22 protein-coding genes are annotated in these 23,957 nt (G+C 55.5%); 13 read left to right on the forward strand and 9 right to left on the reverse strand.

Features of this window, described 5'->3' with window-relative positions; translation table 11 throughout:
• Positions 1-124: 124 nt before the first annotated feature.
• The 7 genes from ACFQDM_RS06315 to ACFQDM_RS06345 all read left to right on the forward strand — a co-directional run bounded on the left by ACFQDM_RS06315 (position 125) and on the right by ACFQDM_RS06345 (position 6,680).
• Entirely contained in the window at positions 125-1,063 is a 939-nt protein-coding gene (locus tag ACFQDM_RS06315) for an alpha/beta hydrolase family protein (RefSeq protein ID WP_377376937.1), read from the forward strand.
• Positions 1,060-2,430, forward strand: a complete 1,371-nt coding sequence (locus ACFQDM_RS06320; protein WP_377376940.1) for an MFS transporter — start codon at positions 1,060-1,062, stop codon at positions 2,428-2,430. Before ACFQDM_RS06315 ends, ACFQDM_RS06320 begins: the two co-directional genes overlap by 4 nt.
• On the forward strand, positions 2,427-3,482 hold the full coding sequence (locus ACFQDM_RS06325) for a class I SAM-dependent methyltransferase (RefSeq protein ID WP_377376943.1): 1,056 nt from the start codon (positions 2,427-2,429) through the stop codon (positions 3,480-3,482). The genes ACFQDM_RS06320 and ACFQDM_RS06325 overlap by 4 nt, the downstream gene beginning before the upstream one ends.
• Positions 3,479-3,766: a hypothetical protein gene (locus ACFQDM_RS06330; protein WP_377376946.1), complete on the forward strand. Its 288-nt coding sequence runs from the start codon at positions 3,479-3,481 to the stop codon at positions 3,764-3,766. Before ACFQDM_RS06325 ends, ACFQDM_RS06330 begins: the two co-directional genes overlap by 4 nt.
• Before the next feature lie 97 nt (positions 3,767-3,863).
• Complete coding sequence (locus ACFQDM_RS06335) at positions 3,864-5,048, forward strand: MFS transporter (protein WP_377376949.1); 1,185 nt, start codon at positions 3,864-3,866, stop codon at positions 5,046-5,048.
• Positions 5,049-5,151: 103 nt separating this feature from the next.
• Positions 5,152-5,439 carry a DUF1330 domain-containing protein gene (locus tag ACFQDM_RS06340; RefSeq protein ID WP_377376951.1) on the forward strand — a complete coding sequence of 96 codons (288 nt, stop codon included), beginning with the start codon at positions 5,152-5,154 and terminating at the stop codon, positions 5,437-5,439.
• 44 nt (positions 5,440-5,483) lie between these two features.
• On the forward strand, positions 5,484-6,680 hold the full coding sequence (locus ACFQDM_RS06345; protein ID WP_377376953.1) for an FAD-dependent oxidoreductase: 1,197 nt from the start codon (positions 5,484-5,486) through the stop codon (positions 6,678-6,680).
• Positions 6,681-6,838: 158 nt separating this feature from the next.
• On the opposite strand, the gene ACFQDM_RS06350 is transcribed toward ACFQDM_RS06345, so the two are convergent.
• The 4 genes from ACFQDM_RS06350 to ACFQDM_RS06365 all read right to left on the reverse strand — a co-directional run bounded on the left by ACFQDM_RS06350 (position 6,839) and on the right by ACFQDM_RS06365 (position 10,890).
• Positions 6,839-8,236, reverse strand: coding sequence for an MFS transporter (locus ACFQDM_RS06350; RefSeq protein WP_377376955.1), 1,398 nt, complete (start codon positions 8,234-8,236; stop codon positions 6,839-6,841).
• 285 nt (positions 8,237-8,521) lie between these two features.
• Positions 8,522-9,163 carry an isochorismatase family protein gene (locus ACFQDM_RS06355; RefSeq protein WP_377376957.1) on the reverse strand — a complete coding sequence of 214 codons (642 nt, stop codon included), beginning with the start codon at positions 9,161-9,163 and terminating at the stop codon, positions 8,522-8,524.
• Positions 9,164-9,223: 60 nt separating this feature from the next.
• On the reverse strand, positions 9,224-10,141 hold the full coding sequence (locus tag ACFQDM_RS06360; RefSeq protein WP_377376959.1) for a polysaccharide deacetylase: 918 nt from the start codon (positions 10,139-10,141) through the stop codon (positions 9,224-9,226).
• A 2-nt stretch (positions 10,142-10,143) separates the two neighbouring features.
• A complete protein-coding gene (locus ACFQDM_RS06365; RefSeq protein WP_377376961.1) occupies positions 10,144-10,890 on the reverse strand; it encodes a maleate cis-trans isomerase family protein in 747 nt (248 codons plus the stop codon).
• Between the two features lie 226 nt (positions 10,891-11,116).
• Here ACFQDM_RS06365 and ACFQDM_RS06370 point away from each other — a divergent pair, with 226 nt between their 5' ends.
• On the forward strand, positions 11,117-12,625 hold the full coding sequence (locus ACFQDM_RS06370; protein WP_377376964.1) for an aldehyde dehydrogenase family protein: 1,509 nt from the start codon (positions 11,117-11,119) through the stop codon (positions 12,623-12,625).
• A gap of 80 nt (positions 12,626-12,705) precedes the next feature.
• Here the strand turns inward: ACFQDM_RS06370 and ACFQDM_RS06375 are convergent, their stop codons facing one another.
• A complete protein-coding gene (locus ACFQDM_RS06375) occupies positions 12,706-13,842 on the reverse strand; it encodes a CaiB/BaiF CoA transferase family protein (RefSeq protein ID WP_377377125.1) in 1,137 nt (378 codons plus the stop codon).
• A 302-nt stretch (positions 13,843-14,144) separates the two neighbouring features.
• Between ACFQDM_RS06375 and leuC the strand changes: the two genes are divergently transcribed.
• The 5 genes from leuC to ACFQDM_RS06400 all read left to right on the forward strand — a co-directional run bounded on the left by leuC (position 14,145) and on the right by ACFQDM_RS06400 (position 20,138).
• Positions 14,145-15,563, forward strand: coding sequence for a 3-isopropylmalate dehydratase large subunit (gene leuC, locus ACFQDM_RS06380; protein WP_377376966.1), 1,419 nt, complete (start codon positions 14,145-14,147; stop codon positions 15,561-15,563).
• Positions 15,560-16,165, forward strand: coding sequence for a 3-isopropylmalate dehydratase small subunit (gene leuD, locus ACFQDM_RS06385; protein ID WP_377376968.1), 606 nt, complete (start codon positions 15,560-15,562; stop codon positions 16,163-16,165). The genes leuC and leuD overlap by 4 nt, the downstream gene beginning before the upstream one ends.
• Before the next feature lies 1 nt (position 16,166).
• A complete protein-coding gene (locus tag ACFQDM_RS06390; protein ID WP_377376971.1) occupies positions 16,167-17,531 on the forward strand; it encodes an FAD-dependent oxidoreductase in 1,365 nt (454 codons plus the stop codon).
• A 225-nt stretch (positions 17,532-17,756) separates the two neighbouring features.
• Entirely contained in the window at positions 17,757-18,710 is a 954-nt protein-coding gene (locus tag ACFQDM_RS06395; RefSeq protein ID WP_377376973.1) for a hydroxymethylglutaryl-CoA lyase, read from the forward strand.
• Positions 18,711-18,731: 21 nt separating this feature from the next.
• Entirely contained in the window at positions 18,732-20,138 is a 1,407-nt protein-coding gene (locus ACFQDM_RS06400) for a sodium/proline symporter (protein WP_377376975.1), read from the forward strand.
• A gap of 51 nt (positions 20,139-20,189) precedes the next feature.
• Here ACFQDM_RS06400 and ACFQDM_RS06405 read toward each other — a convergent pair whose 3' ends face one another.
• The 4 genes from ACFQDM_RS06405 to ACFQDM_RS06420 all read right to left on the reverse strand — a co-directional run bounded on the left by ACFQDM_RS06405 (position 20,190) and on the right by ACFQDM_RS06420 (position 23,957).
• Positions 20,190-21,050, reverse strand: a complete 861-nt coding sequence (locus ACFQDM_RS06405) for an IclR family transcriptional regulator (protein ID WP_377376977.1) — start codon at positions 21,048-21,050, stop codon at positions 20,190-20,192.
• Positions 21,051-21,275: 225 nt separating this feature from the next.
• Positions 21,276-22,049 (reverse strand): GntR family transcriptional regulator, encoded by a 774-nt coding sequence (locus ACFQDM_RS06410; RefSeq protein ID WP_377376979.1) that lies wholly within the window; start codon positions 22,047-22,049, stop codon positions 21,276-21,278.
• Between the two features lie 55 nt (positions 22,050-22,104).
• On the reverse strand, positions 22,105-23,007 hold the full coding sequence (locus tag ACFQDM_RS06415; RefSeq protein ID WP_377376981.1) for a polysaccharide deacetylase family protein: 903 nt from the start codon (positions 23,005-23,007) through the stop codon (positions 22,105-22,107).
• Positions 23,008-23,009: 2 nt separating this feature from the next.
• On the reverse strand, positions 23,010-23,957 hold the full coding sequence (locus ACFQDM_RS06420; protein ID WP_377377127.1) for a polysaccharide deacetylase family protein: 948 nt from the start codon (positions 23,955-23,957) through the stop codon (positions 23,010-23,012).

Here is a 23,957-nt window from a genome sequence, read left to right on the forward strand (position 1 = left end):
ACATTAGAATTCGACAGGCGAATAGTTGGAAAAACCGCGTTCGAACTGGGTATTCATCTGCCAAGCTGCGTTCGGGAAAGTCAGGCAAATCCAAGCCTGATTGCACACGGGAGACGCAGACAGCATGCTCATTCGCCCATCTATACTGGCGTTGACGTTCGCCGTCATGTCCTGCGCTTCTGTGACGGAGCAACCCGCAACAGCAGAGTCCTATGAGACGCTGTCGGAAGCTGGCTCAAACGAAAAAGACTTCAGTCTTACCTCCCCCGATAGACGCGACATTTCTGTTCGCGCATTTCTGCCGGAAACGGATTGCTCGCCCTGCTCGCTGATCATTTTCTCACATGGCGCGAATGCAACCTATGACCGGTATGATGTCCTGCTCAAGGACTGGGCTGAAAAAGGGTATGTGGTCGTCGCGCCGCTTCACATCGATTCAGAACTTCATCCAAAGCGCGATACCTTCGATCAGGATGACAGCCGCGTCTTTCGCGTTGAAGACTACCAGCTTCTGTCAGACATGTTTGCCGCAGATGGTTTCACGTTTGAAAATCTGACCTTCTCTGACGTCCAGATTGCTGCGGGCCATTCCTATGGCGCTCTGATCGCCCTGATTGCTGGCGGTGTGGTTCCGGAAAATCCGGACTGGACCTTGCCGGAAGGCACGCTCAAGCCAAAAGCTGTGCTCGGCATCTCTCCGCCAGGTGCCATGGATGGCCTGATCAGTCTCGAGGGCTATTCCGAGCTTGATGTTCCAGCTCTGATCGTCACCGGGACAACGGACATTCTTCCCGGCTTCATCGATGAATGGCAGGCGCATCTGGCCGCTTATGATGCGGCCGACCCGGCCCTTGCCTACGGTCTCGTTTTCGATGGCATGGATCACAACTTCAACGGCGCATATTGCCGGATCGCACCTGAAGGCGCCACCGCGCAGCCTGCAGTCGATGAGCTGAATTCCAGCATTGAAACATTCATCTCTGCCATCAAGGCAGGACGTGCGCCCACGGATTCCGACTGGCGTGCCCTCAGCTCATCGGACATGGAGGCGATCGCCAAATGACAGTCGTAGTAGACGAAAATGCGGTCCCGCCGCTGATCTCCGAGCCCGAAGTTTCAAAGAAGATCAAGATTGGCTGGGCAACCGGCGCGCTGGGCGTTGCCATCCTGATGAACTCAATCGGCATGCTCGCCCTGTTCTACATGGTCAGCGTCCTGAAAATTAATCCGATGCTTGCCGGCACATTGATCTTTGTGACCAAGATCTTTGACGTAATTTCGGACCCGGTCGTCGGGCGCTGGAGCGATAGTATTCGCTCCGACAAAAGCCGCCGCCGTCCATTTCTCCTCGTCGGAGCCGTCTTGTCGGGCCTGTCTTTCATCCTGATTTTCACAACGCCCATGTTTGAGAGCCAGTGGATGCGGGCGGCATACGTATTCGTCGCAATGATGATTTATACGCTTGGCTATACAATCTTCAACGTGCCCTACATGGCTATGCCAGCCGAGATGACCGACAATTATCACGAGCGCTCATCCATCCACGGCTATCGCATGGTGTATATTTCAATTGCCAATCTGGTTGCAGGCGCATTGGCCCCTTTCATTCTCGATCAGATGGGTCGGCTCGAGTGGATGTCCTATTTCTATGTCGGCATTGGCGGCGGCATCATCATCACGGCCAGCATGCTGGTGGCATGGAAATCAACCGGCAAAGCCAAGTTCACTCACGCGGCTGAAGACGTTCCTCGCATTTTCCAGGAGCTCGGCCATGTGTTTTCCAACCGGCACTTCATCCGCCTGCTCGGCGTAAAGGCCTGTCAGCTGATCGGTATCGCATCCGCCCAGGCTGCCGGTATTTTCTTCCTGCTGAATGTCCTTCAGCGCGACATGACGTTCATGGTCTATAGCGGCATTGTCGTCGGGATTGTCTCCCTGCTCTTCGTTCCGCTGGTCGTACGGATTTCGAAGCGCATCGGGAAAAGTAAAACCTATATCCTCGCCGCATTGGTCTATGTGGTTGTGGTCGCAAGCTGGACGCTCGGTCAGGCCGGAGAGCCGCTCTGGTCCTACATTCTGCGTTCGGCCTGTCTCTCTTTCTCGGCAAGTGGTAACATCATCATGGCTATGTCCATGCTGACCGATATTATCAACCACGATGCCAAGAAGACCGGCGTCCGTCGCGAAGGTGTCTACACGGCGTTCTACAGCTTCACCGAGAAGTTCACCTTTGCTTTCGGCCCGCTCATTGTGGGTGTTGCCCTTGGCCTTGCAGGTTTCGACCAGAATCTGCCGCCAGAAGAAATGACATCGCCCGAAATTCGCCAGGCGCTCCTGCTCGGGATTGCCTATATTCCGGCCGCGATGGGACTACTCTCCATCTTCCTGTTGTCCGGCTACAAATTAAAAGAAGAGGATCTGCAAAAATGAGCACTGAACTCACCTCCAAACTGAAACAGCGCGGCCGAGCGTCTGTCGACTTCCTCAGCAATTTCGGGTTCGGCGCCGCAAAGGTTCGTGACACGGTTGAACAGGAACTCCACCGCGTCGTTCCAGACCCTGCGGCACTGCCAGATGATCTGGACCAGCGTAGCGCCCGCATCGAGCAAAGCATGCTCGGCTTCCGCCCATACCGCGTTCAGCAAGCGGTCGGCGAATGGCATGCGACCTATCACGGTCTTGTTGCCCGCGAAGCATTCGAGGAAATCCGCGACGAAATCGAACCGATCCTCAAAAAGTATGATGATGGCCCAAGCACGCTGGAAGACAATTCCAAGGAAGGCGCGCCAGGTTATTATGAAGGTGTGAATTTCCACCGCACGGCAGGCGGCTGGGAAGACCATGAATATCAGGGCTTTATCCACGCTGACCTGGTACACTCTCGCCTCGTGAAGAATTTCTTCCCGGGCGGCATCTGGAAGCAGCGCGAAATGGTTGCCGGCATGGCGCCAAAGGATCACTACGACAAGATCCTCGACATGGGCTGCTCAACTGGTCACTTCACGCGTGCTCTGCAAACGGTTTATCCTGATGCAGAAATCCACGGCGTCGATCTGTCTATCCGCACACTGGAACAGGCTCGTCGCCTCGCCAATGCAAGCGGCTGGACATGGCATCTCTACCAGCGCCCTGCAGAAGACACAGGCTTTGAAGACGAGACCTTCGATCTGGCTGCGTCTTACATCCTGCTGCACGAAATTCCTGCTGAGACCATCAAGCAGACTTTCAAGGAAGCTTTCCGCGTTCTGAAACCAGGTGGCGACATGATCATGAGTGACGTGACACGTTACGCAGACATGGACAAACTCGGTGTCTGGAAAGCGGACTTCGGTGCCCGCCTTGGCGGCGAACCGTACTGGCGTGAGTCAGCCAGCCTCGACCTGGCTGAAGTCGCTCGCGAAGCCGGCTTTGTCGATGTGACCGCCGAAGGCCTCCCACCAAACAGTTACCCATACATCGTAAAAGGACGTAAACCGGAATGATTGCCGATCCGAAGTCATACAACCACCCGACTCGAACCACGCTGCTTGAGTCGGACACAGCGGCTCTCGCTGAAGCACTGATTACGCTGACACAAGAGCTTTGGGTTGTTGCTGACCGTCAGTTCATCATGGAAAAAATCCTCGCAGAGCGCGGCATCGACATCTCTGAAGAGATTGATCGTTACGAGCCAGACGAAGAATTTCAGAAAGAACTGAATGAGAAAGGCCGCGTTGTTTCGGCCCGGATTCTCAATGCTATGGCTGGAATATCGTCTGACGACTAATTGAAATTGCCACCAATACTGACCGCCATTTTTCTCGCATCGATGGCGGTCAGTACGTTGGTTTAAACCAACGAAAACTGGGGTGCGGGGAACTTTCATGAATGCCAATACACGAGCGTTAATCGCCATCATCGTCATCAACTTCGTGACGATCGCCGGTTTCGGCTTCATGTTTCCGGTGTTTGCGATTTACGGCAAGGCGATCGACGCCAACGCGACTGAAATCGCCCTTTCCATCGCCTCCTTTTCTCTCGGACAACTCATCGCCAGCCCCCTCTGGGGCAAGATTTCCGACCGCTATGGCCGACGCAATGTTCTCGTCATCAGTCTGCTCGTCGGCGCTGTTCTGACCGCATTGAATGTGTTCGCGGTTACACCGTGGCTCCTGATCTTTGCCCGCTTCATCTGCGGACTCGCCTCGGGCAGTTTCTCCGTCGCATTTGCTGTCGCCGCTGACATCTCCAATGCTGAAAACCGCACCCGTGTGATGGGCATGGTTGGCGCTGGTTTTTCGCTCGGCTTCATTCTTGGGCCCGCAATCGGCGGATTTGCAGCCGGCAATGATCCGGGTGTCGACGCCTTCGCGCGCGTCTGTATTGCCGGAGCCGCGATGATGGGCTTTGGCGGTATTCTGACGCTCTTCATCCTGCCAGAAACGCGCAAACGCCATGAGCCGTCTGCAGACGCGACCCCTGTCGCCGTCCGCAGCAATCTTACGCTCTTACGGGACCCGGCCCTTGCCTTTCCGATTATCCTTTCCCTGATCACCTCGCTTGCGCTGTCGAAAATGGAATCGACCTTCGCCATCTTTGCCGATGACGTTCTGCATCTTCCGCCATCACGAATCGGACTTATCTTTGCCGTGATGGGCACCATTGGCGCTATCGTCCAGTTTGCTGGCGCTGGCCTCCTGGCAAAGAAGCTCGGAGAACGCGGCATGCTCATGCTGGCGCTTTGCTTTCTGACCGTCGGCATGTTCGTTGTGGGCTCGTCCACGGCCCTGCCTCAGGCCATTCTCGGTATGTGCATCATTGCTTCAGGCTTCTCGACCGTGAACCCGGCCCTGTCAGGACTGACGTCACTTGCAGCCTCTGCTGATGAGCAGGGCTCCGCGCTTGGCGTGATGCAGTCTGCCGCCAGTTTCGGACGCGTTGCCGGGCCCGCGCTTGCCGGGCTGATCTATGACTTCGCAGGACCTTCTGCGCCTTTCATGCTCGCGGGCGTCGTCCTCGCGCTCACGCTCGTCAGTTCCTTCGCTGTCCTGCGTGCCCGTCTCGCCTGAAGGAAGCTTGGTCGCTCTCCGAACAGTTCGCTGAATGCCCGCGTTTTAAGTCGGGATATCAGGCAGACATATGCACAATAGCAGGGAAAGGACTTTTCGTCTGATGGCAGCCTTTATTGTTGCGACGGTAGATATCAACAATCCGGATGGATTTCGTCAGTATGTGCAAGCGATTGACGGGCTGTCTGCCAGCTATGGCGGAGAAGCCATCGTTAAAAGCGAAGTCACCGACGTGATGGAAGGTGACGTGGCCGTCGGGCAGCGTGTTGTCATCATCAAGTTTCCAACTGCTGACGCCATCAAATCCTATCTCAACGACCCCCGCTATCAGGCAGGAAAAGCAAAACGTGCCGGCGCTGCCAAAGTCGACATGCGTATCGTTGTCGACTGAACAGCCAGAGCGGAACATGGAAAATATAAAGAAGGAACTCTATCGTGACCAAACGCGCTAAAGTGATCGTTGTCGGCGCCGGACCTGTCGGTAGTACGGCCGCCTATCGTCTGGCTCAGAACGGCATTGATGTCATTCTGCTGGAAGCTCATCCGAATTGCCCGGAAGACCTGCGCGCTTCGACCTTCCACCCACCATCTCTGGAAATGCTGTCAGAATTCGGCATTGTCGACGATCTGCGTGAAATTGGTCTGGAAGCCCCCGTTTACCAGTACCGCAATCGTCAGTCCGGTGAGGTGTTTTCCTTCGACCTGAGCGAACTGTCGGACATGACCGACTATCCCTACCGCCTGCAGTGCGAGCAGTACAAACTGGCGCGCCTTCTGACCTCGAAACTGGCTGATCACCCGCACGCTGAAGTGCTCTTCTCTCGCCGCCTGTTGACGGTCGAGCAAGACGACAAGGGTGTCACGGTTCAGGTCGAGTCTCCGATGGAGATCGAAACCTATAAGGCTGACTTCGTCATCGCCTGTGATGGTGCCAACTCCACGACGCGCAAATGGCTCGGCACCGGCTTTGAAGGTTTCACCTACCCGGAAAAATTCGTCACCTTCAGCACGAAGGTGCCACTCGAGAAGCATTTCGACGACCTCGCCTATGTAAACTATGTGGCAGATCCGAATGAGTGGATGGTTCTGCTGCGCGTGCCGTCTGTCTGGCGCGTTCTCGTACCAGCACATGAAGGCCTCGATGATTTCATCGTTTCCGACGAGAAAAAGTCTCAGGTGTTCCAGCATCTGATCGGCGATCCGGACGTCAAAACCGAGCACCGCACCATCTATCGCGTGCACCAGCGCGTCGCTGATTCCTATTTCGAGAACCGTGTGATTCTTGCCGGCGATTCAGCGCACCTCAACAATCCGCTGGGCGGCTTTGGCATGAACTCCGGCATTCACGATGTCTGGACGCTGACCGACAATCTGATCCCGGTCCTGAAAGATGGCGGCGATCACATCGAACCGCTGAAACAGTATGAGCGTAAACGTCAGGGCGTCATGCGCGCTTTCGTTCAGGCACAGACAATCAAGAACAAACAGACCCTGGAGTCCGGCGACGCGGATGCCCAGAAGAAGCATCAGGAAAACCTGACCGCCATCCTGGCAGACGACGAACGTCGCCGCGATTATCTCAAAGGTCAGGCTATGTTCAACAGCCTCGAGCTGCAGGCATCTATCGACTGATCTGCCCCTTCAGCGATATGATCCATGAAAGCCAGCCCTTCGGGGCTGGTTTTTTTATGGGCATGTTTCAGACTTGCACCCGGTTTTCAGATCACAAAAAAGGGCAGACGATCGCCTGCCCTTTTTCTGATTTCTGTCCGTGACTTGCCTTTGCGTGGTTAACTTTTCGGCGCTTCAGCCTGCACTTCCTTGTCGAGCTTATAGCCCAGAAGGATGATGAGAGAGACGAGCCCCATAAAGCCCGGCAGATAGGAAACGCCCAGCAGAACAGCATGGCGAATGGCCGGGCTCTGCATGGCCTCCGCAGGAAGGTCCTTATCGAAGCCAGCAATCGACAGAGCAACACCCACAATGAGCGGACCGAAAGCGTAAGTGAACTTCTCCGCGAAGCTATAGAAGGACGTGAAAACACCTTCCCGGCGGATCCCGTTCTTCTCAGCGTCATAATTGATGATGTCCGTCAGCATGGACATCGCCATGATCACGTTGAAGGACATGGCAATCGCCGTGCCTGCAGCACGCAGCATGATCGCCCAAGTTGGCTCACCCGGACCAGCCAGCATCCAGCTGAGGCAGGTCAGGATGAAGAAAGAAGAGCCAATCGTGTAAGCGAACTTCTTACCGATCTTGCGGGAAATACGCACACAGATCGGAGACGCAATAATCGCCGTCAGGGACAGGGTGATGCCGTAATAGGTCATCACAGTGAGGTCACGCTGTAGCGCATTCAGAATGAAGAAGATCATGGCCGCCTGTGACGACGCCACGCCGAGAAGCTGCGTCAGCTTCACGCAGATCAGACGAATGAAGTGGCGGTTCGTGAACACATGTCCAACTTCCGCAAGCACTTTCGGCGTTTCTTTCTGAGCAACGGTGAAACGCGCTTTCGCCGTACCGGCCCAGGCAATCATCATGAAGAGGAGAATGGTGCCGCCGCCCAGAACGCCGATCGTCGCGTAAGACGACCATTCTGTCCGACCCATTTTTTCAAGCATGAAGGGTGCAACTGCGCCTGCGAGCAAGCCGCCGAGCGAGACAAACACCATGCGATAGGAGTGGATGGACGAACGCTCGTGATAGTCCGGCGTCATCTCTGACGGCATGGACATGTACGGCACGTTGAACAGCGTATAACCGAACGCATAGATCATCATCGCGACCAGCACATAAGCCGCTGTGAACAGCTGATTTCCGAAAACCGGCGTGGTGAAAATCATCGCAAAGGACAAAGCCGAGACAATTGCGCCCGCAAACAGGAATGGTCGGCGGCGACTGGTTTCAGACTTCACACGGTCCGACCAGCTACCAACAATCGGGTCGGTCGCAACATCAAAGAGTTTGGTGACAAAGATCAGAGAGCCGGCCAGGACCGGGTCAATCTTGAGAACGCCAACCATGTAGAACAGGGCCAGAGACCCGATCGCATTCATGAGGAGCGCCACGCCAAGTGCGCCAGCACCCCAGGAAACTTTTACGGATTTTGGGACAAGGTGACTGTGTTCACCTTTATCCTTATAGGCCTTAGCGGGTGCATCAGACAGTTCAATTGAGGACATATCTACTCGTTACTCTAGTTTCTACCGTGGCCGCAGACCTGCGGTGGCCGGATGGAAATCCAGACGGAAAGCGGGCGAAGATCTCGTTGGGGGCGAGACTGTAACTCGGACACCACTTTCCGTCTTTTAACTTCATCCTTGCTAGGTTGGCGGAGGTTTTCCAACGCAGCTCTCTCTAAGGATGTCTACTATATTGCTCAGGTATTCTTAGTCCGGAATCTCCGGTAGAAAAGTTGTCGGCAGGCGAACAGCAGAAAGCCATTGCCGAACGCCCATGCTTGAGACTTATTTTCCCTGAATTGCTCGCTTCATCAGCGAGATCGCCTCGTCAGTGTCGACAATCTCAGCATACTTTGCCTGCAAATCGAAAATATTGGACTTGTGAGGCCCCTCGGCCCGGTCCGCACAGGCATCTTCAATGACAAACGGCACAAAACCGGTCTGAAGCGCATCCAGCGTACTGGCCCGGACACAGCCGGACGTCGAATAACCGGTGATCATAACCGTATCGACGCCAAGTGCCGTCAGCATGGCAGCAAGCGACGTTCCCGCGAAGGCTGACGGATATTGTTTGGTGACCAGGATATCGCTGTCGACAGGCGTCAGCTCAGGCAGAAACTCCGCCATTGGGTGACCTTTGACGAAATGGCGCAATGCCGGAACTTTCTTGAAGAACAGGCCGCCATCCACGCCGCTTGGATGGTATTCAACGGCTGTGAAAATCACCGGAATGCCGAGCTCATGAGCGGCGTCCCGAAGCTTTACGTTGTTCTCCAGCGCTGTTTTCGCTGTTGGCCCGGCATAAAGCGGACATTCTTCATCAACATAGGCGCGGCAGACATCTACAATCACCAGGGCCGGACTAGAGCCGAACTCTAACTGGCCACTGAATCCGGCCTTCTTGTAGTCGTCATTAATCTCGGTCACACAATCCTCCGCAGATTCGAAAACCGGCGCAGTGTGCTGCGCCGGTCCTGATACATGTCGTTATTTCAGCTGACCTGGAATGTGCGTTTCATGCACGGTCATATAGTGATCAGCGAGCTGCTCACGCGTTGCAAACCAGACACCCGGCAGCGACTTGGCATGAGCAATAAACTCGCGCAGCGCACGGATCCGGTTCGCACGGCCAGAGACGTGCGGGTGCAGACCCAGATTCATGATGAGACCGGTTTCTTCTGACTCAGCATAAAGCGCGTTCAGTTCTTCGATGAGGCAATCACGATACTCATTCGTCGTGAAGTTACGGCGAGTCAGCAGCGTGAAGTCATTGATCTCATTTGAGTAAGGGATCGACACAATCGGGCCGTTTTCCGTGCGGATCAGGAATGGCTGATCGTCATTCATGATGTCGCAATAGAATTTGAAGCCGTGGCTCTTGAGAATGGCGCAGGTGTTGAGCGTACCGCGCAGTGAGGACGACAGCCAGCCAACAGGCTTGCGGCCAACATTCTTCTCATACATCTCAATCGAACGATCAATGACGTCTTTTTCTTTCTCGACGTCGTGAGCAAAATCGGTAAGCAGCTCGCCCTGTTCCCAGTTGTGCGCCAGCAGTTCCCAGCCGCGTTCAAGGCAGGCATCCACCATGTCCTTGCGACGCTCAAACGTGACCGCGTTGGTCGTGCAGGATGCCGGAACGCCCATTTCGTCGAACAGTTTGAACAGACGCCAGATACCGACACGCTGGCCATATTCACGCCAGGTGTAGTTCGGGAAGTCAGGCTTGTTGCCCGGCAGAACTGCTGGAAGGTTTGGAGGACCGCCCGCATAGTATGGCTCATCGGTATCTTTGATGAGGTCCCAGGTTTCGAGGTTGAACGTCATGATCAGAGCAACGCGCTTGCCCTCTGGCCATTCCAGTTTGCCTCGTTTCGGTAGCGGAACGTAATCGTATTCCATCATTTTCAGTACTCTTCCAATAGTCGGCCGAAGCCGGTAACGCGATCAGTGATGCCCATGCTGCGCAGTGCGTGCCAATAGGTCGCCGTGTTGATGGCGATCACCGGTTTTTCGAGCCAGAATTCAGCCATGGCTGCCACCTTCGCAAACGCGAGGTTGGTGCCGCACTGAATGATGGCATCCACGCCTTCAGAGACCTCAATCGCGGCATGTTTCAGCTTTTGAGGCGGCTCATGTGCAATCTGCATGGGCGATGGCGAGGCGAGGCCTTTGAGATTGACCACCTCATAGCCAATGTCTTCAAAATAACGCTTCACATTGGCATCACCTACGGGCGCATAAGGCGTGATAATGCCAAGCTTTTTGATGCCACCATAAGCCTTGATCGCGGCATCAACTGCGTGCGAGCCCATGACAACCGGAACACCGTTTGTCTTGGCTTCCATTTTCTTCTGGAGCTTTTCAGCGCCGTCTGCGCCATCCCAGAAGGTTTCCGCGGACATGCCCATTACAAGGCAACCCGGGTCCATCGTCATGGCTGTGTCGACGCTGTCCAGTGTCGCATTGCGGATATTGTTCAGCATCACCATGAAAGAGTCGTCGTCGACGACCTTGGTGTCCGGAATATGGATGCGCTCGAAATGGTTGGTCACACCCCAGGGGCGCATATCGTCATATTCTGGTTGGACGCTTGTGTTCGTGGACGGTGCTATGACCGCGAACTTCATGCGCCAGCCGAGAGAATCTGTCATTATGAGTCGTCCTGCTGTGATCAATCGGGCGTTGCAAAGCCATCGCCATCGTGTCGAATATCGAATCCCAGAGCAGTGATGTGTCCCTCGAAGCTGAAATTATCCGCCAGCCGGATATGCCAAATCCTCGCGCAAGCACACGCGAACTCCTGTGCCAAAACATATCATTCCAGAATTCACTGAAGGCTGCGATTGCAGCAACAGAAACGTCTCCAATGAGGTCTGAATGACTGATATCCTTCCTTTTAGTCCGCCTAAAACAAAGCGCGCCGCTGACATGCTGGCAGGCGCCAAAGCGCTTCCTATGCTTATCAATGGCGAGTGGGTCAGCGCTCAGACGGGCGAAACCATTCCCGTGCAGGACCCGGCATCGGGAAAAGAAATTGCGCAAATCGGGCGCGGCGCGGCCTATGAGGTCGATGCCGCTGTGGCCGCTGCGCGCAAAGCCCTTCCTGGATGGGGCAAGCTCACACCGCGCAAGCGTGCGCTTGTCCTGCACCGCCTGGGCGACCTGATCGACGAAAACGTCGAAGAGCTGTCTGAACTGGAAACGCTGGATCAGGGCAAGCCTTACAGCGTGTCGCGCTGGGCCGAGATCCCAAGTGCCGCGAAGCAATTCCGTTTCTTTGCCGGACTTTGTCAGGCCATTGAAGGCAAGACGATCTCTCCATCTGTCGAGTACCAGCCTGAAGGCCGTGATGTTCACGCCTGGACCTTGCGCGAACCCATGGGCGTTATTGGCGCTATCGTACCGTGGAACTCACCGCTGGTTCTGACCGCCATGAAAGTGGCACCTGCGCTTGCCGCCGGATGCACAGTCGTCCTGAAACCGGCAGAAGCAACGTCACTCACAGCCTTGCGGCTCGGCGAGCTCGCGCTTGAAGCGGGCCTGCCACCAGGTGCTCTGAATGTCGTCACCGGCTATGGCCATGAGGCCGGCTCTGCGCTTGCCAGCCATATGGATGTCGACAAGATCGCCTTTACCGGCTCGACAGCCACCGGCCGTGCCATTGTGGATGCCAGCAAATCGAACCTGAAACGCGTGTCCCTCGAGCTGGGCGGTAAGTCGCCAGCCGTTGTTCTGAAGGATGCTGATCTGGACCTTGTGATCCCAGGGCTCGCCAATGGCATTTTCTTCAACGCCGGTCAGGTCTGCGTCGCCAATTCCCGCGCCTACATCCACAAAGACATCTATGACAAAGTGATCGAAGGCATCGCCGAATACGGCTCCAAAATGCAGATGGGACACGGCCTCAACCCGGATACGGTCATGGGACCGGTGGTTTCGCGCGTTCAGGCTGACAAGATCCAGTCCTATATTGATGACGCGTGCAAAGCGGGCGGCAGCGCACTTGGTGGCGGTCAGTTCGGCGATAACGGCACATTCATCAAACCGGCTGTTGTGACGGATGTCGGCCAGTCTTCGCCGATCAATCGGGACGAAGTGTTTGGTCCGGTGATCGTGGCCACACCGTTTGAGGATACAGCAGACGCAATTGATATGGCGAACGATACAGACTTCGGTCTGGCTGCCAGCGTCTGGACGACGGACTTTTCCTCCGCGCATCGCATTTCGCGCGTTCTGCAGGCTGGCACGGTCTGGCTGAATGCGCACTCCATGTTCGATGCATCTCTGCCAATTGGCGGCGTGCGTCAGTCCGGTTATGGCCGCGACAGCGGCGTCACGGCGCTCGACAATTATCTGGAGTGGAAGACGATTTGTGCGGTCGTCTGATCGCGCGCCCCTCTTCGCATAGCAAAAAAGGCGCTTCCAACCGAAGCGCCTTTTCTTTTCGATATCAATAAGCTGGCTGACTACTCGTCGCTGCCCGCATAGCCAGTGGCCATCGCGTCCTGGATATCCTGCTCGCTATAGCCGAGCTCACGCATGATATCGGCTGTGTTTGCGCCCGGTTTCGGCGGACTATTGCGCAGACCTGGACGCCCCGAGCCCATTTGAACAGGCAGCGCAGGCAGTTTGATCCGATTGCCTTCCGGCAATTCCATTTCCAGCAAACCACCCTTGGCGTTGAGGTGAGGGTCCTCGAACAAATCCTCCGGCTTTGCGATCGGAGCAAATGGCAGACCGATGGTTTCCAGCTTCTCCATCAGGGTCGACTTGTCATAAGTCAGGAAAAGCTCGCGAAGGCGTGGAATGACCTCATCACGGCGTGCAACCCGCTCATTGTTGATGGCGAGGCTCTCATCCTTCGCCCAGTCATCCAGACCGAACGCTTCGCAGAACTTTGTCCACTGGCCGTCTGTCACAACGCCAACAAAGACTTTCTCTCCGTCTTTGGCATCGAAAACATCATAAACCGCCCAGGCTGAAATACGTGCTGGCATTGGCGCGGCCGGTGTCCCGGTCACGCCATACTGCGCCATGTGCTGACCCACCAGAAAGGCGGTGGTCTCATAGAGCGACGCCTGAACCTGCTGACCCTTGCCCGTCACGTCGCGTTCACGCAACGCCGCAAGCACCGCAATCGCGCCAAACATTCCGCCTGTGACATCAATCACCGACGCGCCAGCACGTAGAGGGCGTCCTGGCGGACCTGTCATATAGGCGAGGCCACCCATCATCTGAGCGACTTCATCGAGCGCCGTACGCTTCTCATATGGGCCTGCAAGAAAGCCCTTTTCGGAACAATAGATAAGCTTTTCATTGTCAGCGCTGAGGTCGGCATAACCGAAGCCAAGCTTGTCCAGAGCACCCGGGCGAAAATTCTCGACGAAGACGTCCGCGTCAGCGATCAGCTTTTTCGCGACTTCCTTGCCGCGCTCGGATTTGAGATCGAGACAGATGCTTTTCTTGTTGCGATTATACATCGCAAAATAGCCAGAGCCGGATCCTTTCAGTCGGCGCGTTTTGTCGCCGCCAATCGGCTCGACCTTGATAACGTCAGCACCCAGATCAGCGAGCACAAGCCCAACTGTTGGTCCCATGACCATGTGTGCGAATTCAACGACTTTCAAACCTGTCAGTGGCCCGTTCGACTGCACGTCCCCGTCTCTCCTCAACTATACTCATCACTGCTGAAGCCAGCTGAGGATAGGTTCTCTCGTCACCTTTGGTTTTGCTTGGCTGTAATTTGGGCTGTTCGACTAGCGAGAACCAAAACTCGCAAATGTCTCGCATTTTCATAATCGTAGGCCGAATACCGGCGAGAAGCCCCGCGCAATGGCAATCAGGATTTGTAGCATCTGATCGTGCCAAACAAATTCACATTTGCCTGAAAGAGAGACACAATAATATGGGCAAAACCATTTTCGAGAAGATCTGGGACATGCACCGCGTCGCTGAAATCGGCGGCGGTACAGACCTCGTCCTGATCGATCGCATCTTGTTGCACGAGCGCACCGGTGGCGTTGCGCTGAAGAGTCTCGAGGCGAGCGGACGGGCTCCGAATGATCCTTCGCAGATCTTCGCAACAATGGACCATATCGTGGACACCTTGCCGGGACGAAATGACAACACGCTGATGCCAACAGGCCGTGATTTCATCGTCACGACGCGTGAAGCTGCAAAAGCAGCTGGCATCACACTCTTCGACCTGAATGACGCCCGTCAGGGTATTGTGCACGTCATTTCACCCGAGCTTGGCATCATTTTGCCGGGTGCAACGCTGGTCTGCCCGGATAGTCACACCTGCTCGCAAGGCGCGCTGGGTGGGCTCGCATGGGGCATTGGTTCATCGGAAGCAGAACATGCGGTTGCGACCTCCACCTTACGTGTCAGCAAACCGAAAACCATGCGCATCAGCGTCGATGGTGAACTGGCACCGGGCGTCACGGCAAAAGACCTGGCGCTGTATATTATTTCCGAAATCGGCTCTTCCGGTGCACGCGGACATATTGTCGAGTACGCCGGTTCTGCCGTCCGTGACCTTGAAGTCGAAGGGCGACTGACGCTTTGCAATATGGCGACCGAACTCGCAGCCTTCTCCGCCATCATCGCACCTGATGAAAAGGTGTTCGAATATCTGAAAGACCGCCCTTACGCGCCGAAGGGCGAGGACTGGGACAAGGCCATTGCTTCCTGGCAAACGCTCGCCTCTGATGAAGACGCTGAATATGACATCGATATTGCGCTGGCGGCAGAAGACATCACACCAATGATCAGCTGGGGCGTCAGTCCGCAACAGACGGCTCCAATCAATGCACCTGTTCCGCAATTCAAGGCCGTATCGCATCGCGATTCCAAGGAAATCTATAGCCGCGCCCTGAGCTATATGGACCTGAAAGCAGGTAAGCCTCTGAACACGCTGACGATTGATGCGGCCTTTATCGGCTCATGCACCAATAGTCGTCTGTCAGACCTGCGACGCGCAGCGAAAATCCTGAAGGGCCGCAAGGTTGCCGATCATGTGAAGGCGATTTGTGTCCCCGGATCGACTACGGTGAAAGCACAGGCTGAAGCTGAAGGCCTTGATCAGGTCTTCCGCGATGCTGGCTTTGAATGGCGCGAATCCGGTTGCTCCATGTGCTTCTTTGCGGGCGGTGAGAGTTTCGGCGCAGAAGAGCGCGTGGTCACCTCGACCAACCGCAATTTTGAAAGCCGTCAGGGACCAAAGACCCGCTCGCATCTGGCCTCCCCTGAAACCGTCGCCGCCTCAGCCATTATGGGCCGCATTACCGACCCGCGCCTCTTTGCGAATGGAGACCCGGCATGACACCGATCCGACAAGTCACCTCCGTCGCAATCCCGCTGATTGTGAACAATATCGACACTGACCTCATCATTCCTTCCCGGGAGATGAAGTCCGTTTCAAAGACAGGTCTCTCGGGCGGCCTTTTTGCAGGCTGGCGTTATCAGGAAATCGGCGGGCGCGATCCGAACCCGGACTTTGTCCTGAACAAAGAGAAATACCAGGGCGCGGAAATCCTGCTGACCGGCGAGAATATGGGGTGCGGTTCGAGTCGCGAACACGCAGCCTGGGCGCTGGCTGAGTATGGTATTCGCGTCATTATTGCTCCGAGTTTCAATCCGATCTTCTATGGCAATTGCGTCCGCAACGGCATTTTGCCGATCCGACTGGACCCGCAACCGATCGCTGAAGCCAAAGGGCCGATCACGGTTGATCTGGAAGCCAAGACCGTTACGGCGAAGAATGGCACGGCGTGGTCCTTTGACCTTGAAGATGAAGCGCGCACAATGCTCCTGGAAGGGCTGGACCCGATTGATCTGACCCTGAAGCGCGCGGGTGAAATCGCTGACTTTCGTGAAAAGGACCGTCTGGCACGGCCCTGGATCTACAATCTGAGTGTGTCGTAAAATGAGTGATGAATTCCATTTCCCGGTGATTGTTGTTGGTGCAGGTGGCGCGGGGCTGTGCGCAGCGCTAGCCGCGCGAGACCTTGGCGCTGATGTGCTTGTTCTGGAACGCGACGCCGTCCCGATGGGATCGACGGCCATGTCGACAGGGCTCATCCCGGCAGCGGGAACGCCTGAACAGGCCGAACAGGGGATTGATGACAGCCCGGAACGCTTCGCCAGCGATGTCATGGCGAAGACCAAAGGCAAGGCAGATGAATCCATCGCCCTCAAACTCGGGCAGGAATCGGCAGAAACGATTTCCTGGCTGCGCGATAAACACAACATCCCGCTCTCTCTGATCGGTGGGTTCCTCTATCCGGGACACACGGCCATGCGCATGTATGGCACACCGCACCGCACAGGCGGTGAGCTCATGGGCTCCCTTCAGGAAGCATGCGAAGCCAGTGACGTCATTATCCTGACGGAAGCGACGGTGACCCGACTTCTGCATGATGACAAAACGATTACCGGTGTTGAATTCTCCCGCCCGGATGGCTCAGTTGAAACCGCCACCTGTGATGCGGTCATTCTCGCGTGTTGCGGCTTTGGCGGCGACGCGGACATGGTTGCGCAGTGGATTCCGGAAATGGCTGCTGCAACTTATCACGGTCATCCCGGCAATAAGGGCGATGCCATTCGCTGGGGCGAAGAGCTGGGGGCGAAACTCGAAGACATGAGCGCCTATCAGGGACATGGCGGACTTGCCGCCGGCCACGGAATTCCAATCCTCTGGCCACTGATCATGGAAGGCGGCTTTCAGGTAAACCGCAATGGTGAGCGGTTCTCCAACGAGGCGTCCGGCTATTCAGAGCAGGCCGCCAAGGTGAATGCACAACCGGGTCATGCCGCCTGGTCCATCTTCGATCAGCGTCTTCACGACCTGATGCTGGCCTTTGACGATTATCAGGACGCACTCAAGGCAGGTGCGGTACAATCGGCTGACACAATTGAGGAATTGGCAGAAAAGGCCAACCTGCCAGCCGATGCGCTCAAGCAAACCCTGGCAGATGTTGAAGAGATGGTCATTGGCACCCGGCATGATGAATTTGGCCGCGACTTCACCGGCAAGCCGCCGCTGAAAGGACCATTCTATGTTGCCAAAGTCGTCGGCGCTCTGTTCCATACCCAAGGCGGTCTCGCTGTCGATGGCGATGCGCGCGTGATGGCACAGGACGGCACGCCATTCCCGAACCTGTTCGCAGCGGGCGGCGCAGCACGCGGCATTTCAGGTGATGGCGCAGATGGCTACATGGCTGGCAACGGACTTCTGACCGCAACATCACTCGGAAAACTGGCAGGCCGCGCAGCCGCAGGACAGCTCTAGACCTGCCGCCCAAATCGCATTCCAGAGCGCCGCGAAGCATAGTTTTTTCGCGGCGCTTTACATTTTCGAATATTTGATAGGCTGGCCCGCATTTTCGTAGAACGGTTATTCAGCGACCTCTGCACGACAGCTTTGGCAGCCACCACTACAGCTACAATGGAGCAAGGATGACGCTCAGGCTCCGGCCTGTACGTCCCGAAAGTATATGCTGCGGGAGATAATAATATGAGCAAAGTTCTCATCAGCGAAGTTGGCCCACGCGACGGACTTCAGAACTGCAAACAGATCATGCCGCTGGAAGACAAGAAGCGCTGGATTCAGGCCGCTGTCGACGCTGGCGTGGAAGAAATCGAGGTCGGGAGTTTCGTCTCACCGAAACTCCTGCCGCAAATGGCTGATACCGGAGACGTGGTGCGTTTCGCCAAAACCATTCCGGGTCTTGAAGTGGCCGTGCTTGTGCCGAATCTGAAAGGCGCTCAAATGGCGCTGGATGCTGGCGCCGACAAGCTGACCATTCCGCTCTCCGTCAGCGAGACACACTCTATCCGCAACATTCGCCGCACACATGATCAGGTGATTGACGAAGCCAAGGCTATTGCGGACCTGATCGCCACGCTGCCAGAAGGCAAACGTCCACACTTTGAAGGATCTCTATCAACGGCATTTGGCTGCACGATTGAGGGGCCAATTCCGGAAGCTCAGATTCTCAAACTCTCTGAACGCCTGATGGCGGCCGGATGCGATGAAGTCGGTCTGTCTGATACGACAGGCTATGGCGACCCGAAATCCATTCGCCAGCTTATCAGGGCGGTCCGCGCGACCGTTGGTAACGAGAACCTCACGGGTGTTCACCTGCACAATACGCGCGGGCTGGGCCTCGCGAATGCGCTCGCGGCTTACGAAGAAGGCATCACAACATTTGACGCGTCACTGGCAGGTCTGGGCGGTTGCCCAACCTCCCCTGGTGCCAGCGGAAACATCGTCACTGAGGACATTGTGTTCATGTTCGAGTCGATGGGCATTGATACCAATATCGATCTTGAAAAACTGCTCGCAATCCGCGCCATTCTGAGCGAAGCCCTTCCCGGTGAAGAGCTGTACGGGTTTACCGCGAATGCTGGCTTGCCGCTCGGCTTCAAGGGACAGCCTGTCCCGAAACCAGACGAACTCGTCAACTAACCTCAGACCCAGGCAAAAGACATGGCCAATCTAGACGCACTTATCACCCTCATCATTTATTCGGCCATTCTGGTCGGCATTGGGTATTGGGCGTCTGCAAAGATGAAGTCCGAAGACGACTTCATTCTCGCAGATAGAGGCCTTGGGTCAGTCGTCGCAGGCCTTGCTTACGCGGCCTCGACCTCTTCTGCCTGGGTATTGCTCGGCTTTTCGGGCTTTGTGTATTCGGTCGGCCTGTCTGCCTTCTGGATGGTGCCCGGCATTCTTGCCGGATACGCCGTTGTCTGGTTCTGGGCAGGGCATGTCCTGCAGACCGAATCCAAAAAGCATGATCACCTCACTCTGACCGACTTCATCGTTCAGGAGGCGAGCCCGAAAGCCGCGCGGATCATCCGGATCGTTGCATCGCTGATGATCGCTTTCAGCTTCTCCTGGTATATTGCCGCTCAGCTGCAAGGCGCTGGCCAGGCCTTCGACGATCTGTTCGGCAGTGGTATCGCCATAGGCGTCATTATCGGCGCTGCCCTGATCCTGCTTTATACCTTTCTGGGTGGCTTTGTGGCCGTATCGCTCGTCGACACGCTGCAGGGCATATTGATCGGCGTTGTCGCAATCATTCTGCCACTGGTCGCTTTCCTGCATGTTGGCGGGGTTTCAGGTCTGTCAGACATGCTGGCCGAAGCACCTGCAGATTACAGCGATATCATGGGCGGGCGCGTCGGCATGGTTGCCATAGGGTTTGTACTGGGCCTGACGGCAACGGGTTTTGGCGCGCTTGGACAGCCACACCTCCTCGCCTGGATCATGGCCGCGCGTGACAAGAAAGCCCGCGTTCAGGGCGGCGCGATCGCCGTTGGCTGGGGTTTTGTTGTCTATCTGGGAATGGGCGTTCTCGGTCTTTCCGCCCGTGTTATCTTCGGTGACACAGGCATAAGCGAGGGCGTTTTCTTTGGCTCAGCCGAACGCTTGCTTCCCGGTATTCTCGCAGGCGTTATCGCAGCAACGACTCTTTCCGCCATCATGTCCACGGTCGATAGCCAGTTGCTGGTGACGGGCGCAGCGCTTAGTCACGATCTCGGACTGGTGCGGCTTGCTCCAAAGCACAAGCTCCTTATCTCGCGTCTGGCGATTGGCCTTGTCTGCGTCGCCGCCATTGGCGTGACGCTGTTAATGCCATCTTCGATTTTTGAGCGTGTGCTGTTTGCCTGGGTTGCGCTGGGCGGCACGTTCGGCCCGGTTGTTGTCGTGCGCGCGCTTGGATGGAAGCCATCCGGCTGGGGTATTCTGGCAACCATGCTGACAGGGTTTTTCCTCTGCATGGGCCTGACCTTTTTCCTCGCAGGCGGTCCTGGAAGCATCTGGTCAACCATTGCACCATGGGTCGGCGCGTTTGCCGTGCTGCTCATAGACAAACTGCTCGCCAGATAAATGGCGAGCAGCTTGAAGGATTGAGATGGGTCAGTCCGAACAGGTCCGAACTTAAGCAACGAATTCGTAAAGACGCTCGTTCGAATGATGATTGGACAGAGCGTTGTTGATGAAGCCCTGTGTCCGACGCAATGGAGACAACAGATCTTCACGTGCCTTGTTCTGGTTCATCGTCGTCGCGAAGAAGGCAATCGTCAAAGCAGCGACCACTCGGCCATTCTTTGTCAGCGGCACGGAAATACAGGAGGTGCGGCCCGGCGTGATGGTGTGCGGCACACGCTCAACAATCGCATAGCCCTGCTCACGGATCGAATCCAGATCATCCAGCGGGTCCAGCACACAATTCGGATCACCCGGAATTGGCATGCGCGGACCAAGATGCTGCTTCAGGAAGTCGAGTTCATCTTTCGGGAGTGCAGACAGATAGGCTTTGCCATCTGCGCAATAGGCGATCGGCAGGCTGTAACCTGGATAGTACTGCGCAAATGTCCGCGTCGTCATTGCGTGGGTGCTGTCCTGCAGAACCATCTGGTTTCCAACGCGGGTCACAATCGAAACCGGCCAGCCGATTTCACGCGTCAGAGCTTCGATGTGCGGACGAGCAATGCGAACCAGTTCATTGTCATCCTGATAGCCGTAAGAGAGCAGTTGGACCTTCGGAGCCGGGCGATAATTCTTGCGGGTCTTTTCACGCTCAATCATGCCTTCATGCACGAGAGTCTGAACGATACGGCAAGCACTCGGATAAGGCAGGCCTGATTCCTTGGCGATATCCATCAGGCAGATCGAACCGGCACGGTTCACAATCTGAAGGATATTCAGAGCGCGACTGATCGATCTGATCGGAATACCTTTTTGGGATTCCTCACCCATCGCATTGGTGTCTTCAGCGGTTTCCAGAAGTTCGGTCATGATCGGCTCCTTGGTATATTGATATACCAATTACGGCAAAGCTTCACTTAACTGTCAAGAATGGTTCCTGGCCACCCCTCACGCTAGGGTAGGTTGCGCATTTTTTGACTTCGATCAGGCAGATGCGACAAAAGCTTGTGCAACTCGCAGAGCGAACAAACGCCCCATGATTGCATGAGGCGGCCGAGTGTCACTTAAACGTGTTTTTTGCTTGTGTCGGACGGATCAGTCAGCCGGAGCTTTGCGCTCCAGGTCATGCATGACCATGTGATACTGATATCTGTCGGCGCGATAATTGGTGACCGAAAACTGTATCGGACGCTTTTCACTGTCGCGCAGAACGCGGTGAATTGTCAGAACAGGCGCACCTTCTGCCAGCATCAGGGCCTGTGCGGTTTTCCCCTTAGCCGTTTCCGCCAGAATGGTCTGTTCCGCACTGACAACCATATGCCCGGCTTCTGCAAGCAAGGTCGTGAAGGGGCGCCACGCGATATCGTCCCGATTGATCTGCGCCGCGATATCCATGGGTGTGTGGTTCACAATGAACGAAAATGGCGCGCCTTCGAGGTGGCGAAGACGCTCGGCACGCTGAACCAGAGCACCCGGCGTGATTTCCAGATGTCCGGCCAGTTCAGCATCCGCGTGGACTTCTTCGAGATGCTTGAGTTCAATTTCGGTGTTGAAGCCCAGCTGACGCAAATGCTCCATCGGAGTCATATAGTCCCCGCGGACCGTTGGCGTATTGTGACTATAGGAAACAATCGTTCCACGCCCACGATATCGGGTAACAAACCCGGCCGCTGCCAGCTCGTTCATCGCCCGCTTCACCGTGATACGTGAAACGCCCAGATCAACTGCGAGCGTTTCTTCGGCCGGAAGCTTTGAATTGAAGCCGAACACGCCGGATTCGATTTTCGCCCGTAACAGCTGATAGATTTGCTGATACAGAGGAACCCCACCCAATGTATCGATTTCCTGCGGATGGAGTTCAATCGTCAAGCTGGTAATCCTTTACTGGGATGTCCCCACATTCAAACCGAATGTATCCCGTTCGTTACTTGGACCAGTTTGCCGAAATCTCGGAAGCGGTCGAAACTCGTACGCCCTCTAAACCAGCCAATACTTTAAGTATACCTTTTAGTGCATGGATGCGGAAAGGTAGTCCTGAAACATAAGGCGTCAAGGTGAAACCAAAAACCTGTGATCCAAAACGGTCGTATTCTGCAAGCAGATAGCGAGCCGCTTCGGTGATTTCGGCTTCCCACTCATCCTCCGACTGGCGCTTCGTAATCAGCAAATTGAAGTCGTTGAGTTCGAAGTGATTAGGCAGGCATGTCAGAGACCCGGCAGCGGTTTTCATCTCAACCGGTCTCTGGTCCATTTCCCAATCGAGCAGCGTCGTGAAGCCATGTTTGGCAAGCAGTTCCGGCGTGTTGTAGGATTCATTGCGTGCCGGGCTCATCCAGACCTTTGGCGACAGGCCATGCTTTTCGAACAAGGCTTTGGTCTCGACGATGTAAGCCTCTTCATCCGCTTCGCTGAGGCCAGCATAGTGAATATGGTCGGTTGAGACGCCATGGGCTGCGATTTCATGGCCATCAGCCAATACGGTCTCAATGAGTGGCTTTACCCGATCAAGCAGGACAGCATTGACGGGAAAGACCGCTTTCAGGCCTTCCGCGCGCAAAGCTTTCAGTATGCGGAATACGCCAACCCGAAGACCATAATCGCGCGTCGTATAATGGCGCAGATCCGGATAAGGCGTCACCATTGCACCTGGATGCTTGAAAGGCTTACCAGACGGATTCAGCGGGAAGAATTCCAGCGGAACAACGATGAAGGCATCCAGCCTGGTGCCGTCATCCAAACGCACGGGCTCACGCTGCGCGCTGTATGACCATGGATATAGGTCATGATCATTGCCGTAAGCACGCTTTGGATATTCAAGATAACTCATTGTCATTTGCCGGCTCCTGAGAAGCCAGTCCCACCTGTTGCCAGACCCTGCGCATTGATGTCGGCAAGCGTCTGATCCCAATAATGTTCACGATAATATTCTGCGATCTCGCGCCCGGTTGCGAACCAGACATCGTCGCTATGCGCCTTGATATGCTCGAGCGCTTCTTCAAACATCCGGATACGGTGTGGCTGAGACACCAGATAGGCGTGAAGCGGAATACACATCACTGTGCCGCTTTCCTCACCCTCTTCGAGCAGCTGATCGAAATGGCGTTTCAGCACATCAGCGTATCGGGACGGTGATTGTGACAGCGAGCCGTATGTGATGACATCATTCACTTCGAGCGAATACGGCAAAGAGACAAGCTTGCCGGATTTCGTCTTCAGCGGCTGCGGCTGATCATCCTGGAACAGGTCACAGGAATACCAGAAATCATATTCTGCAATGAGATCGATCGTACGTTCAGTGTGTGTCAGAGCTGGTGCCAGATAACCGCGAATACGCTGCCCGGCTTTCTCCTCGACGCTTTTGATACAGTCTTCAAGCACTGCACGTTCGGCGGCTTCGTCAAAGCCGTAGGAGTAACGCGTGTTGTAGATACCGTGAGAGAAGAACTCCCAGTCCCGCTTCACGCAATCCTCAATAATCTCCGGATGATGGTCCAGCAGCGCAATGTTCAGCGACACAGAACCGCGAAGATCATATTTGTCGAGCAGCTCCATCAGGCGCAAATGTCCGACGCGGTTCCCGTAATCGCGCTGGGAAAAGCCGATAATGTCCGGATTGCCCTTCGGCCAGGGCTGACGCCAGTCGTTGTGAGGCGGCTGGTATTCATAATATTCGATATTCGGAGCGATCCAGAAAGCGAGTTTCTTTCCGCCCGGCCATTCGATTTTCGGACGTTTCTCGTACGGCCAGTAATCGTAGAGGTTTGGTTCTGCGAACAT

The sequence above is a fragment of the Ponticaulis profundi genome (genome assembly GCF_042659465.1).
GTDB lineage: Bacteria > Pseudomonadota > Alphaproteobacteria > Caulobacterales > Hyphomonadaceae > Ponticaulis > Ponticaulis profundi.

Coding starts and splice junctions, on each gene's coding strand:
- ACFQDM_RS06395 (WP_377376973.1), top strand. CDS start 17,757: ATGAGCAAAGTTCTCATCAGCGAAGTTGGCCCACGCGACGGACTTCAG.
- leuC (WP_377376966.1), top strand. CDS start 14,145: ATGGGCAAAACCATTTTCGAGAAGATCTGGGACATGCACCGCGTCGCT.
- ACFQDM_RS06370 (WP_377376964.1), top strand. CDS start 11,117: ATGACTGATATCCTTCCTTTTAGTCCGCCTAAAACAAAGCGCGCCGCT.
- ACFQDM_RS06375 (WP_377377125.1), bottom strand. CDS start 13,842: ATGGTCATGGGACCAACAGTTGGGCTTGTGCTCGCTGATCTGGGTGCT.
- leuD (WP_377376968.1), top strand. CDS start 15,560: ATGACACCGATCCGACAAGTCACCTCCGTCGCAATCCCGCTGATTGTG.
- ACFQDM_RS06320 (WP_377376940.1), top strand. CDS start 1,060: ATGACAGTCGTAGTAGACGAAAATGCGGTCCCGCCGCTGATCTCCGAG.
- ACFQDM_RS06330 (WP_377376946.1), top strand. CDS start 3,479: ATGATTGCCGATCCGAAGTCATACAACCACCCGACTCGAACCACGCTG.
- ACFQDM_RS06415 (WP_377376981.1), bottom strand. CDS start 23,007: ATGAGTTATCTTGAATATCCAAAGCGTGCTTACGGCAATGATCATGAC.
- ACFQDM_RS06335 (WP_377376949.1), top strand. CDS start 3,864: ATGAATGCCAATACACGAGCGTTAATCGCCATCATCGTCATCAACTTC.
- ACFQDM_RS06400 (WP_377376975.1), top strand. CDS start 18,732: ATGGCCAATCTAGACGCACTTATCACCCTCATCATTTATTCGGCCATT.
- ACFQDM_RS06350 (WP_377376955.1), bottom strand. CDS start 8,236: ATGTCCTCAATTGAACTGTCTGATGCACCCGCTAAGGCCTATAAGGAT.
- ACFQDM_RS06360 (WP_377376959.1), bottom strand. CDS start 10,141: ATGATGGAATACGATTACGTTCCGCTACCGAAACGAGGCAAACTGGAA.
- ACFQDM_RS06390 (WP_377376971.1), top strand. CDS start 16,167: ATGAGTGATGAATTCCATTTCCCGGTGATTGTTGTTGGTGCAGGTGGC.
- ACFQDM_RS06405 (WP_377376977.1), bottom strand. CDS start 21,050: ATGACCGAACTTCTGGAAACCGCTGAAGACACCAATGCGATGGGTGAG.
- ACFQDM_RS06315 (WP_377376937.1), top strand. CDS start 125: ATGCTCATTCGCCCATCTATACTGGCGTTGACGTTCGCCGTCATGTCC.
- ACFQDM_RS06365 (WP_377376961.1), bottom strand. CDS start 10,890: ATGACAGATTCTCTCGGCTGGCGCATGAAGTTCGCGGTCATAGCACCG.
- ACFQDM_RS06420 (WP_377377127.1), bottom strand. CDS start 23,957: ATGTTCGCAGAACCAAACCTCTACGATTACTGGCCGTACGAGAAACGT.
- ACFQDM_RS06340 (WP_377376951.1), top strand. CDS start 5,152: ATGGCAGCCTTTATTGTTGCGACGGTAGATATCAACAATCCGGATGGA.
- ACFQDM_RS06325 (WP_377376943.1), top strand. CDS start 2,427: ATGAGCACTGAACTCACCTCCAAACTGAAACAGCGCGGCCGAGCGTCT.